The 11,803-nt window shown below is 71.7% G+C and carries 13 protein-coding genes and 2 pseudogenes; 10 read left to right on the forward strand and 5 right to left on the reverse strand.

The annotated features are described in order from the left end of the window. The first annotated feature begins 113 nt into the window (after positions 1–113). The 4 genes and pseudogenes from GA0115234_RS29710 to GA0115234_RS29725 form a co-directional block, all read left to right on the forward strand. Positions 114–1,370: a sensor histidine kinase gene (locus GA0115234_RS29710; protein WP_093547837.1), complete on the forward strand. Its 1,257-nt coding sequence runs from the start codon at positions 114–116 to the stop codon at positions 1,368–1,370. Continuing rightward, positions 1,367–2,056, forward strand: coding sequence for a response regulator transcription factor (locus GA0115234_RS29715; protein WP_093547839.1), 690 nt, complete (start codon positions 1,367–1,369; stop codon positions 2,054–2,056). The genes GA0115234_RS29710 and GA0115234_RS29715 overlap by 4 nt, the downstream gene beginning before the upstream one ends. A 93-nt stretch (positions 2,057–2,149) precedes the next feature. Further along, on the forward strand, positions 2,150–2,947 hold the full coding sequence (locus GA0115234_RS29720) for a VOC family protein (protein ID WP_093547841.1): 798 nt from the start codon (positions 2,150–2,152) through the stop codon (positions 2,945–2,947). 134 nt (positions 2,948–3,081) lie between these two features. After that, positions 3,082–3,720: pseudogene (locus GA0115234_RS29725) on the forward strand (phosphoribosyltransferase); the annotation flags it as partial. Between the two features lie 108 nt (positions 3,721–3,828). On the opposite strand, the gene GA0115234_RS29730 reads toward GA0115234_RS29725, so the two are convergent. From GA0115234_RS29730 to GA0115234_RS29740, 3 genes are all read right to left on the reverse strand, one after another. Further along, a complete protein-coding gene (locus GA0115234_RS29730; RefSeq protein WP_093547845.1) occupies positions 3,829–5,334 on the reverse strand; it encodes an alpha/beta hydrolase in 1,506 nt (501 codons plus the stop codon). A 157-nt stretch (positions 5,335–5,491) separates the two neighbouring features. Then, positions 5,492–5,707 (reverse strand): DUF397 domain-containing protein, encoded by a 216-nt coding sequence (locus tag GA0115234_RS29735; protein WP_093547847.1) that lies wholly within the window; start codon positions 5,705–5,707, stop codon positions 5,492–5,494. Continuing rightward, positions 5,704–6,540 carry a helix-turn-helix domain-containing protein gene (locus GA0115234_RS29740; RefSeq protein ID WP_093547849.1) on the reverse strand — a complete coding sequence of 279 codons (837 nt, stop codon included), beginning with the start codon at positions 6,538–6,540 and terminating at the stop codon, positions 5,704–5,706. Before GA0115234_RS29740 ends, GA0115234_RS29735 begins: the two co-directional genes overlap by 4 nt. 277 nt (positions 6,541–6,817) lie before the next feature. On the opposite strand from GA0115234_RS29740, the gene GA0115234_RS41595 reads away from it, so the two are divergent. Together GA0115234_RS41595 and GA0115234_RS29745 are read left to right on the forward strand one after the other, a co-directional pair. Further along, the gene (locus GA0115234_RS41595) at positions 6,818–7,009 is read left to right on the forward strand and encodes a hypothetical protein (RefSeq protein ID WP_107405824.1); all 192 of its coding nucleotides are present in this window, start codon (positions 6,818–6,820) and stop codon (positions 7,007–7,009) included. A gap of 158 nt (positions 7,010–7,167) precedes the next feature. Next, positions 7,168–8,391 (forward strand): alpha/beta fold hydrolase, encoded by a 1,224-nt coding sequence (locus tag GA0115234_RS29745; protein ID WP_256088849.1) that lies wholly within the window; start codon positions 7,168–7,170, stop codon positions 8,389–8,391. 152 nt (positions 8,392–8,543) lie between these two features. On the opposite strand, the gene GA0115234_RS43865 is transcribed toward GA0115234_RS29745, so the two are convergent. Both GA0115234_RS43865 and GA0115234_RS43870 read right to left on the reverse strand, forming a co-directional pair. Next, positions 8,544–8,708 (reverse strand): tectonin domain-containing protein, encoded by a 165-nt coding sequence (locus GA0115234_RS43865; protein WP_256088850.1) that lies wholly within the window; start codon positions 8,706–8,708, stop codon positions 8,544–8,546. 85 nt (positions 8,709–8,793) lie between these two features. Beyond that, a pseudogene (locus GA0115234_RS43870) lies at positions 8,794–9,012 on the reverse strand (tectonin domain-containing protein); the annotation flags it as partial. 316 nt (positions 9,013–9,328) lie between these two features. Between GA0115234_RS43870 and crcB (GA0115234_RS29755) the strand changes: the two are divergent. The 4 genes from crcB (GA0115234_RS29755) (at position 9,329) to GA0115234_RS29770 (ending at position 11,687) form a co-directional block, all read left to right on the forward strand. Continuing rightward, on the forward strand, positions 9,329–9,739 hold the full coding sequence (gene crcB, locus GA0115234_RS29755; RefSeq protein WP_093547853.1) for a fluoride efflux transporter CrcB: 411 nt from the start codon (positions 9,329–9,331) through the stop codon (positions 9,737–9,739). Next, positions 9,736–10,092, forward strand: a complete 357-nt coding sequence (locus tag GA0115234_RS29760; protein ID WP_093547855.1) for a DUF190 domain-containing protein — start codon at positions 9,736–9,738, stop codon at positions 10,090–10,092. The genes crcB (GA0115234_RS29755) and GA0115234_RS29760 overlap by 4 nt, the downstream gene beginning before the upstream one ends. Continuing rightward, positions 10,089–10,463: a fluoride efflux transporter CrcB gene (gene crcB, locus GA0115234_RS29765; RefSeq protein ID WP_093547857.1), complete on the forward strand. Its 375-nt coding sequence runs from the start codon at positions 10,089–10,091 to the stop codon at positions 10,461–10,463. Before GA0115234_RS29760 ends, crcB (GA0115234_RS29765) begins: the two co-directional genes overlap by 4 nt. Before the next feature lie 459 nt (positions 10,464–10,922). Continuing rightward, positions 10,923–11,687, forward strand: coding sequence for an SDR family oxidoreductase (locus GA0115234_RS29770; RefSeq protein ID WP_256088851.1), 765 nt, complete (start codon positions 10,923–10,925; stop codon positions 11,685–11,687). The last annotated feature ends 116 nt before the right edge of the window (positions 11,688–11,803 follow it).

The following is an 11,803-nucleotide window of genomic DNA, read 5'->3' on the forward strand; positions in this document are numbered from 1 at the left end:
TACGGGGCCGCTCGCCGGGCAGCACGGCGGGCGGCCCCGGGCGCCCCGCCCCGTACAGGTGGGCCGGGCAGGTCGACGACGATGGTCGGACGGAACCGAGGAAGAGAGAGCGCATGTTCACCGACTGGCGGCAGTGGGCCCGGCGCCACCCGCGGACCGTCGACGTGGTGGTGGCGGTGCTGCTGTGGACCTTCGCGGTCTTCTCCAGCACCCTGACCAACGCCCGGATCGTCCGCGCCCCGACGCTCGCCTTCGCGCTGGCGGCCGCGGTGCCGCCCGTCGTCCTGCTGCTGGGCCACCGCAGATATCCGCGCACGATGGTGGTGGTGACCACGGTGCTCGGCGGCGCCCTGGGCCTCATGGGCAGCTCCATCGGCTTCGACCCCAGCCCCAGCGTCGCGGGCGCCGCCCTGGTCGCCCTCTACCTCCTCGCCCTGCGCACGGACCACCGCACGGCCACGCTGTACACGGCCGGGGCGGCCGTCGCCCTGCTGATCGCCTCCGCCGCCTGGGGCGGGGTGCCACTGCTCCGGCCCGACCAGGTCGGCCTGGTCTCCTGCGTCCTGCTGGCGGGGGCGGTCGGCGAGTCGGTACGGAGCCGCCGCGACCACCTCACAGCCGTGGAGGCACGGGCCGAACTGGCGGAACGCACCCGCGAGGAGGAGGCGCGGCAGCGGGTGAGCGAGGAGCGGACCCGGATCGCCCGCGAGCTGCACGACATCGTCGCGCACCACATCGCGCTCGCCCACGCGCAGGCGGCGACTGCCGCGTACCTGCTGCGCAGCAAGCCCGACCAGGCCCAGAAGATGCTCGACCAGCTGGCCGGCACCACGTCCTCCGCACTGCGCGAACTCAAGGCGACCGTGGGGCTGCTGCGCCGCGAGGGCGATCCGGAGACACCGCTGGAGCCCACCCCCGGGCTGGCCCGGCTGCCGGAGCTGATCGCCTCGTTCGAGCACACGGGGCTGGCCGTCTCGGTGACCGTGGAGGGCGAGGCCCGGCCGCTGCCGCCGGGCGCGGACCTGACCGCGTACCGGATCGTGCAGGAGGCGCTGACCAACGTCACCAAGCACTCGGGCGGCGCGACGGCCTCCGTCCGGCTGGGCTACTCGCGCCGGCTGCTCACGCTCACCGTCTCCGACGACGGGCACGCGCCGCCGACGACGGGCACCCCGGGCTACGGGCTCATCGGGATGCGCGAACGGGCCCTGTCCGCGGGCGGCCGACTGGCCGCCGGGCACCGGGCCGACGGAGGCTTCGAGGTGACCACGGAACTTCCGCTGGAAGCCCAGGAGACGGCGGAACCCGGACTTCACAGGAACGGTCACGGGGGCGATCACGGGGACGACGAGGAGAGGACGGCGCGGTGACCATCCGGGTACTGCTGGCCGATGACCAGGCACTGCTGGCCGGGACCTTCCGGCTGCTGATCGAGTCGAACGACGACATGGAGGTCGTCGGGGTGGCGGCGGACGGCCGGGAGGCGGTGGAGAAGGCCCGCGCCACTGCGCCGGACGTGGTCGTGATGGACATCCGGATGCCCGGTGTGGACGGGCTGGCCGCCACCGAGGCGATCTGCCGCGACGAGGCGCTGAGCGGGACCCACATCCTCATCCTCACCACCTTCGAGATCGACGAGTACGTGGCCCGCGCCCTGCGCGCGGGCGCCAGCGGCTTCCTCGGCAAGGACGTCGGCCCCGAGGAGCTGCTGGACGCCATCCGGACGGTGGCCTCGGGCGACACGCTCCTGTCGCCCACCGCCACCCGGGCCCTCATCACCCGCTACCTCGCCCGCCCGGAGGGCGGTGTCGCCGCGCCCGAGTCCCTGGACGTCCTGACCGCCCGCGAGCGCGAGGTCATGGCACAGGCCGCGGAGGGCCTGTCGAACGACGAGATCGCCGCCCGGATGCACGTCAGCCCACTGACCGTGCGCACGCATGTCGGGCGCGCGATGACGAAACTGGGCGCCCGGCACCGGGCCCAACTGGTCGCCATGGCCTACCAGTCGGGCCTGGTGCGGGTGGATCCGCCGCAGGGCCGGGGCACGGACGGGTAGCCCCGCCTCCCCGCGCTCCCGGCGCGCGGGGAGGCGGTCGGCTGGCTAGCGTGAAGAGCCGGACCACCGACCGAGCGCGAAGGAGTCAGGGCCATGGCCGTACAACCGGAGGGCACACCGTGCTGGGCCGACGCGATGTTCACCGACCCGGAGGGAGCGAAGAGCTTCTACGGTGATGTGCTGGGCTGGACGTTCGGCGAGTCCTCGTCGGAGTTCGGCGACTACACGCAGGCGTACGCCGACGGCAAGGCGGTCGCCGCGGTGGTGCCCCCGATGCCCGGCCAGGAGGGGCAGTCGGCCTGGTGCCTGTATCTGGCCTCGCCGGACGCCGAGGCCACCGCCGCGAAGATCCGTGCCAACGGCGGCGAGACCCTGATGGACCCCATGCGGGTCGGAGATTTCGGCACCATGCTGCTGGCCCGCGACCCCGGCGGTGTCGCCTTCGGCGTGTGGCAGGCGGGCGTCCACGAGGGCTTCGAGGCGCAGGGGGTGCCCGGTGCGTTCTGCTGGGCCGAGGTCTTCACCCGGGAGCCCGCGAAGTCCGACGCCTTCTTCCCCGCCGTCTTCCCGTACACGGTGGTGAAGATCGCGGACGAGCACGTCGACTTCAGGATGTACAACGTCGGCGACCGGACCGTGATGGGGCGGATGAAGATGGGCGACGAGTTCCCGCCCGAGGTCCCGCCGTTCCTGAACGTGTACTTCACCGTCGCCGACTGCGACGCGGCGGTCGCGAAGGCCACCGAGCGCGGTGCCGTGCTGCGGTTCGGCCCGATGACCATGCCGTTCGGCCGGTTCGCCGCACTGACGGACCCGCAGGGTGCGACGTTCTCCGTGATCGACGTCAACACGACCGAGGGCGAGATCCCCAGGACGTCACCCGTGTCCTGAGCCGCCCCGAGCTGTTCTGGGTCCCCGCCCGAGTTGCGGAGCCGCCGCGCATGGGGTTGTTTCAGAGGAGGGACGCCGATGGGGCCCGCGCGCACGCGGCCCGGCTCCGGCTCCCCGGCTGGGGGTGAACCACTGTGCTGTTCGCCGACCGCGTGGACGCGGGACAGCAGCTGGCCGAGGCGCTCCACCACCTCGAACGGGAGCACCCCGTCGTGCTGGGGCTGCCCCGCGGCGGAGTCCCGGTGGCCTTCCAGGTCGCGCAGACCCTCGGGGCCGACCTCGATGTGATCGTCGTCCGCAAGCTCGGCGTCCCGCACCACGAGGAGGTGGCGTTCGGCGCCATCGGCGAGGGCGGGGTGCGGGTCGTCAACGAGGACGTCGCCGGGCGGCTGCGCGCCGGCAGGCAGGATCTCGCGGCGGTCGAACGGGTCGAGGAGGCGGAGCTCGTACGCCGGGCGCAGGTGTACCGGGCCGGCCGGACACGGACCCCGCTCGCCGGCCGGACGGTGATCGTCGTGGACGACGGCATCGCGACCGGCGCCACGGCCGAGGCGGCCTGCCTGGTGGTACGGGCACAGGGACCCGCGCGGCTGGTGGCGGCCGTACCGGTGGCGCCGCCGGAGGCGGTGGTGCGGCTGCGCCGGAGCGCGGACGAGGTGGTGTGCCTGTCGGTGCCGCGCCTGTTCTACGCGGTCGGCGAGTGGTACCGGGACTTCTCCCAGACCTCCGACGAGGAGGTCGTCTCGCTGCTGGCACAGGCCAGGAACAGCGGCCACCCGACGCCGGGCCGCGACTGAGCGGGGCGGGCCCCGACTGAGCGGGCCGGGCCGCGACTGAGCGGGGCGTGTGCCCAGCCGCGGTCCCTCCCCGGCCCCTCCCGGTCAGTCCGCGCAGTACGCGTCCTTCTCCGGCCGGGTCCCGGTGTTCAGGAACGTGGTGACCGTGCGGTCGCCGCAGGCGTTCCCGTGGCCCAGGTACATGCCGTGCCCGCCGTGGTCGACGGCGACCAGGCGGGCCCGGTCGCCGAAGGCCGCGCGCATCTTCAGGGCGCCGGAGTACGGGGTCGCCGGGTCGCGCAGGCCCTGGATCATCAGGACGTTGGACGGTCCCTGGTCGGTGATCCGGGTCGGCGGGTTGGCGGGGGCGTCCTTCCAGAAGGTGCACGGGGTGATGTTCACCGGCATCCCCGCAGTCAGCGGGTGCTTCACGCGGTCGGCGGCGACGGCCCGCGCGTACGAGGAGACCGTGCCCTGCCAGCGCACGTCGTTGCAGACCACGGCGATCGTGATGGCCGCCTCCGCGTCCGGTATCGGCTCGATCAGCGCGTCGGGCAGGACCGGCTTCACCGAAGGGTCCCCGGCCGCCCGCACGAGCCCCGCCAGCCCGCCGAACGCCTCGTCGCCGTACAGGGCCAGCTGGATCGCCTGGCGCAGCCGGTTGCCGGTCAGCGGGACGCCCGGCGTGGTGGACTCCCTCGGCTCACGGTCCAGCCGCGCCGCCAGGTCCAGCACCAGCGGCTGCACGTCCTCGGCCCGCTGGGCCAGTCGCAGCCCCTCCGCTTCCCTGGCCGGGTCCGAGGCCCAGCGCGCGAAGTCGGGGAAGCGGTCGGCCGCCCCCACCGCCATGTTGGCCAGCCAGCCCTTGGCCACCCGCGACGGGTCCGGGTCGCCGTTGCTGTCCAGCACCCAACGGTCCGTGTGCTGCGGGTACTTCTGTGCGTACACGGCGCCCACGTACGTCCCGTAGGAGCTGCCCCAGGCCGACAGCTTCTCCTCGCCGAGCGCCTGCCGGAAGCGGTCGATGTCCCGTACCTCGTTGGCCGTGGTGAGGCTCCGCAGCATCGCTCCGCCGTTGCGGGCGCAGGCCTCGGCGGTACGCCGGGAGCGGGTCACGTTCTCGGTGATCGAGCCGTCGGTGCCGGGCCAGGCCCGCAGGTTCACTATCTCCCGGTCCTCCGGGGCGAGCCCGCAGCTCGCCTTCGGGCTGCCTCCGGTCCCGCGCGGGTCGAGGCTCACGATGTCGTACCGCCCCTCCGTCTCCCGCTGCAACCGCTCCCCCTTCTGCGTCACCCGCTGCACCCCGGAGGAGCCCGGCCCCCCGGCGATCACCATCAGCGTCCCGCGCCGGGCGGCGGGCCGGTCGCTGCGGACCCGGGTCACCGCGAGAGAGAGCTGCGGGCCGCCCGGGTCCCGGTAGTCCAGCGGTACGGGCAGCTCGGCACACTCCTGGGCGGCGGGGCCACCGGCCGTGGCGCAGGGCCGCCAGGAGAGTGCGGGGGCGGACGCGGTGCCGGCATGGGCGGGGGCGGTCACCACCCCGGTGAGAGCGGTGGCGGCGACGGTGGCGGACAGGGCGACGAAGGCGGCTGATTTTCCGTAAGTCCTCATGCCGCAAGCCTTGTTGAGCGTGCGCCCGCATCCCATCCGGGAGGCATGACGGAGTGTGGTGGGGTTAGCCCCCGACTGCGCGACGCGGACAACGAGAAGCCCCACCACGCACGATGCACGATGGGGACTTCTGGATCACACACGCTGGACCTGACGGTCAGACGGCGCCGAACTCTCCGGCCTTCACGCCCGCCACGAAGGAGGCGAACGAGGCGGAGGAGGCGTTCAGCACCGGACCGCCCGGGTTCTTGGAATCACGGACGGGGACCACACCGCGCGAGGCGGCGAGGTTCGCGGCGACCTCGATGCAGGCGCCGCCATTGTCGCTGTACGAAGACTTGAACCAGCGGGGGGACTCGGTCGTGGACGTCACGGGGTGCCCTTTCGTGCCTCACGGATCATGGCCACCGATGCCGCCTGGGACAGCGATTCGGCCTGTAGCTGATGGTAGGCCGCCAGTAGAGGGAGCACCAACGTCGTATCGCGTTCCAGATGCCCCCGCATCTGGGACTCCGCGTACGCGATCACGGACAGGTCCGACAGCGTCAACATGTACAGGGGAAGATTGAACGGGCGATGCTCTCCCATGTCGTAGGGAGCGATCTGGAGCACGGTATTCGGCAACTCGGCGAACTCCAGCAACCGATCGAGCTGGGCGCCCATGACCTCGTCCCCACCGACGCGCCTGCGGATACAGCTCTCATCCATCACCACCAGCATCGTGGGCGGGCGCGGGCGCACCAGAGCAGCCTGCCGCTCCGCCAGGAACGAGACCCGCTCGGCTGCCTGTTCAGGGACGATCGTCCCTCGCCGCAGGGCGCTGTCCGCCAGCACCCGCGCGTACTCCGGTGTCTGCAACAGCCCGGGGATGATGCCGATCTCATACAGCCGGATCTCCACCGCACGCCCCTCGTGCCCCACGTACTGCGGGAACCCCTCCAGCAGCGAACCGTGCCGGATCTCGCGGTACTGGCGTTCGAACGTGTCTGCTGTTTCCCCGGTGCCGAAAACCTGGTCCGCGTTGCGCGAGAACCGAAGAGTCGGCATCTTGCGACCAGTTTCGACGGCGGAGATGTGCGTGCCGGAGTAGCCCATCCGGTCGGCTAACTCCTCCTGCTTCCATCCCCGCTCCTCTCGCAGTCTGCGGATGCGTGCACCAAAGGCGGCCTCCGGGCTGCTCTCGGGGTCCAACTCCTTGCGGTTCAACGGATGTCACCTGACTTTTCGCTCGTACCCAACAAGTTGAAGCACTCCTGACTCTAGGCCAATCTGAACCCGCTTAGTAGTGGAATGACTACGGAGGGGAGTTATCTGTGTTCGCCGAGAACGGGCATGAAGCAGAAGGCTGTTGTCCCGAGTGCCAGGAGCTCCGGCTGGCCGAGGCTCTCGCCAATGATCAGAACGACTACAGCAGGGCGACCGACTGCCGGGTACTGCTCCGGCGCCACCGGAGCACCGAGGAGTGCACGGAGCGGGGGGCGGCATGAGGGACCAAGCACCCATGCCCGAGCCGGAGTTCCCCGAATCCGACCCGCACCGCTGGCCGCCCTGCGAGTGCGCGCGGTGCAACTCCCCCGAGGACGACGGGGACGGGGACTCCGCGTCGATACGGCAGCTCCGGGCCAGGATCACCGAGCAGAACGGGCTGCGCAGCTCCTTCCGGCGGGCACGGTGAGGACCCCGGCACACGTCAGGGCCGGAGAGTCAAACCGACGGGTCCTCCGCGCAATCAATTCGGGTCGAACATCCGGTACTTCGACGTATGTTCCCAATGAAGCGCATTGGGTGAGGTAGTCAGTAGATCTTCCCTGATTCTCCGACCGAGGAGCTCTCGTGCTTTGTCGTCGCACCCTCGGCGTGCATGCTGTGGCGGCGATCGCCGCCACAGGTGCCGCCGCGCTCACCCTCAGCGTCCCGCCGGGGGAGGCTGCCGCCTCCGGCCGACTGAGCGCACCACAGCGACCTGCCGTCCTGACCGCCGGAAACGGCGACGTGCTCAGCTCGGAGCCGGGTGTCTTCCATCTGGACCCGCTCAAGGCGATCAAGGTCAACGCGAGCGTGCACCGGATCATGTACCGCACCACCGACCGCACCGGGAAGGGCATCGCCGTCACCGGCACCGTGCTGAACCCAGCCACTTCCCCGTACGGCCAACGCCCCATCGTCGCCTTCGCACCCGGCACCCAGGGCCTGGCGGACAAGTGCGCCCCCTCCCGCCAGCTGGCCGAAGGCACCGAGTACGAGGCGGCGCCCATCAAGAAGCTCCTCGACCAGGGGTACGCCGTGGTGGTGACCGACTACCAGGGCCTGGGCACACCCGGCGTCCACACATACATGGACCGCGAGGCGCAGGGCCGCGCCGTACTGGATTCCGTCCGGGCCGCCCAGCGTCTGCCCGCGCTCGATCTCCCGGACGCCGGTCCGGTCGCGCTCTACGGCTACTCCCAGGGCGGCGGCGCGACGGCGTCCGCCGCCGAACTGGCCCCGGCCTACGCGCCCGAACTGAAGCTCAAGGGCGCCGTCGTCGGCGCTCCCCCCGCGGACATGAACAGGGTGGCCGACAGCATGGACGGCTCCGCCTACGGGGCGTTCTTCAACTACGCCCTCTCCGGCCTCTCCACCTCGCACGGCATCGACATCGGCCCGTACCTGACCGCCCACGGCAAGCGCGTGACCAACGACCTGCGGGACAACCTGTGCACCACGCAGGCCCTCGCCAAGTACCCGTTCCTGAACTCGCGGTTCCTGACCGTGGACGGGCGTCCGCTGACCGAGCGCCTCAAGCGCGCCCCGTGGGACAGGATCGTGGCCGAGCAGCAGCTCGGCAAGCGCAAGCCCGCGGTGCCCGTCCTGCTCTCCCACAGCGCCCTGGACGACGTCGTCCCCCAGCAGGTCGGCAAGAACCTGGCCGCCGACTGGTGCCACCGGGGCGTGACGGTGAGGTTCGCCGGCAACCACATCCCCGGCCACATTGCCGCGACCGTGGGCACCATCGCCGATGGCCTCCCCTGGCTCAAGGACCGCTTCGCCGGCAAGGCCGCCCCGAACACCTGCTGACCGGCGTGACCCCCTCGCGCCGTCCGTCGCGCCGCCTCGGGCGGGCGGCGCACGCGGGCGGGCGGCGCGGCGGCCTCGCGGGCCGGAGTGGCGCGGCGCCCCGGCCGTGGTGCTGCTGTTGCCGGAGCGCCGCCACGTGGGTGCCCTTCGGGTCAGCTCGGCTGGTCTCCGGTGTAGCGGTAGATGCCACCGTTGGAGTTGACGCCCCACACCGTTCCGTCGGCCGCGGCGCCGATGTCGCTGAGAGAACCGGGGATGTTCACCCAGGGGTTGGCGTCGTTGTTGGTGTAGCGGTAGATCCCACCGCTGGAGTTCACACCCCACACATTGGTACGGGACCCGGCGGTCGATCCGGGACAGGTTGCCGCTGATCTTGGTCCAGTTCGTGGAACCCTGGTCACCGGTGTAGCGGTAGATGTCACCGTTGGAGTTGACACCCCACACCGTTCCGTCGATCCCGGCGCCGATGTCGCTGAGGGAACCGGGGATGTTCACCCAGGGGTTGGCGTCGTTGTTGGTGTAGTGATAGATCCCGTCGCCGGAGTTGACCCCCCACACGTTGGTGCGGGACCCGGCGTCGATCGCCTTCAGCGATCCGGAGATCTGCTTCCAGTCAGACATGTCGAACCCGTTCCTCTTGCTGGATGTTGCAAGGGACACCTTGGCGGGTCAGCAAGTAATCAAAACCGCCCGTTTATCCGACTAACACGCCAGATTATCCGAAAGCAGATGTTTGGTTCATTGCACTCTTCGCCGGACAGGGCCGACGATCGAAGTGGCAGAAGACCGATTGGCTGGAACTAGGGCCCACTCTCGGGGGATCGACACCCGGTCCGCTGTACGCGGCCCGGGTGCGCCGCCGCACGAGGCGGCGGACGGGCCCGCCCCGGGACGCGGCGATAGCCTGGTGCGTGGAGCAGGCAGGAGACATGTGCCCATGGGAGCCCCGAACCCTCAAGGTTCCGTCGTCGCGGTGGTCGCGCTCGGTGGTGCGATCGGGGCGTCCGCCCGTTACGGGGCATCGCTGATCTGGCCCACCGCCCCGGGCGGCTTCCCGTGGGCGACGCTGGTCGTGAACGTCGTCGGATGCGCGGTGATCGGCGTGTTCATGGTGGTGATCAGCGAGGCGTGGACGGCACACCGGCTGGTGCGGCCGTTCTTCGGTACCGGGGTGCTCGGCGGGTTCACCACGTTCTCGACGTACGTGGTGGACATCCAGCGCCTGTTCGACGCCGACCGGGCGCGGACCGGGCTGGTGTACCTGGGAGTGACGCTGTGCGCGGCTCTCGCGGCGGTGTGGGGTGCGGTGTGGGCGACCCGCCGCGTGCTGGCCTGGAGGCAGACATGACGACGCCGGAGACGGAACGGGCGCTGCGCCTGACGGTCCTCGTCGGCGAGTCCGACGGGTGGCACCACCGGCCGGTCTTCACGGAGATCGTGCACCGGGCACACCGGGCCGGGCTGTCCGGCGCCAGTGTGTTCCGGGGCATCGAGGGCTTCGGCACCTCGTCGATGATCCACACCCAGCGGCTGCTCTCGCTGAGCGAGGACCTGCCGGTGGCGGTGGTGATCGTGGACACCGAGGCGCGGATCCGGGCGTTCCTGCCGCTCGTCGAGGAGCTGGTGGCGGACGGCGGCCTGGTCGTGCTGGACGAGTGCGAGATCGTGCGCTTCGGCGGCGAGCGGGAGCGGGGCCGGTGAACTGGCTGCTGGTGATCGTCGGCGCGGCGGTCGGGGCGCCGCTGCGCTATCTGACCGACCGGGCGGTGCAGTCCCGGCACGACAGCGTCTTCCCGTGGGGGACCTTCACGGTCAATGTGTCGGGTTCGCTGGTCCTGGGCCTGCTGACCGGCGCTGTGGCGGCCGGAGCGGCCTCCTCGCACCTTCAGCTGCTGATCGGTACGGGGCTGTGCGGGGCGCTCACCACGTACTCGACGTTCAGCTACGAGACGCTGCGGCTGGCGGAGGACGGGGCCGGGTCGTACGCGGTGGCCAACGTCGTGGGGAGTGTGGCGGCGGGGCTGGTCGCGGCGTTCGCCGGGGTCGCGCTGGCGCGGGCGCTCTGGGCGTAGGGGCTCTCGTGCCGCGCCACTCGTTTCGCGGCTCGGCCTCCCGCCTTTCGCGGCTCTCGTCTCGCGCGGGCCACGGTCGGCGTCCCCTGCCCCCGCAATGCGAGGCGGAGGCAGGGGAACGCCGTTGAGGAGGAGCCGTCACCGAGCGCCGGGCGATTCAACCCGTTGACGCGCCGACAGCGGTCCGTCAGGCGCCGACGCTAGGCAACCGTCCGCGCCCCGCACCCCGCACCACGCCGGTGCCCGGCCCGGCACCACTCCAACGGCAGGCGCGGCGGTGCGCCGGGCATGCCTTGATCTCCTGGCGCCTGCGGTGATTCGCTGCATGATCCGTACGACCGCGCGCTCCGTATGACCGCGTGGCCCGTATGCGCCGTACGTCCGTGTGGCCCGTATGCCGCACGCACCGCACGTCCCACCCGCCCCGCTTGCCCCGTGAGTGAAACGAGAGGTCCTCCCGTGCCGGACAGCAGCACCACTCCTTCGTCGCGCCCCGTCACCGTCGTCACCGGCGGCAGCCGGGGGATCGGCGCCGCCACCTGTATCCGTCTGGCCTCGGACGGCCATGACCTCGCGCTGGGGTTCGTGAGCAACACCGAGGCCGCCGAGCGGACCGCGGCGGCGGTACGGGCCGCCGGGGCGCGCTGCGTCACGGTGCGGGCGAACACCGCCGAGGAGGCCGATGTGGAGCGCCTCTTCGACACGGCGGCCGAGCAGCTCGGCCCCGTCACCGGGCTGGTCAACAACGCGGGGGTGACGGGCCCGATCGGGCGGCTCGCCGACACCTCCACCCGGACGCTGCGCCAGGTCGTCGACGTGAACGTCCTCGGCTATCTGCTGTGCTGCCGCCGGGCCGCGAAGGACATGGCGGCCGGCGGGGCGGGCGCGATCGTCAATCTCTCCTCGGCCGCCGCCACGCTCGGCAGCCCCGGGGAGTTCGTCCACTACGCCGCCACGAAGGCGGCGACGGACGCGCTGACGCTCGGGCTCTCCAAGGAACTGGGGCCCGACGGCATCCGGGTCAACGCGGTCGCCCCGGGCATGATCGACACCGATATGCACGCCACGGCGGGCGACCCCGGCCGGGCGGAGGCCGCCGTCCCCGCCATCCCGCTCGGACGCGTCGGCGCCGCCCCCGAGATCGCGGCCGCGATCTCCTGGCTGCTGTCGGACGAGGCGTCGTATGTGACCGGGACGGTCCTGCGGGTGGCGGGCGGACGGTAGCGGGCCGGATCGGGCCGGACCGGATCGGGCCGGATCGGGCCGGAGAACGGCGGTCCGGAACCGGCCGCCGGGGTCTGCGGCCGGGAAGCGCCTGCCCGACCCGACTACCGGGCTGC

It is taken from the genome of Streptomyces sp. DvalAA-43 (assembly GCF_900091725.1).
In the GTDB taxonomy this organism is placed as follows: Bacteria; Actinomycetota; Actinomycetes; order Streptomycetales; family Streptomycetaceae; genus Streptomyces; species Streptomyces pulveraceus.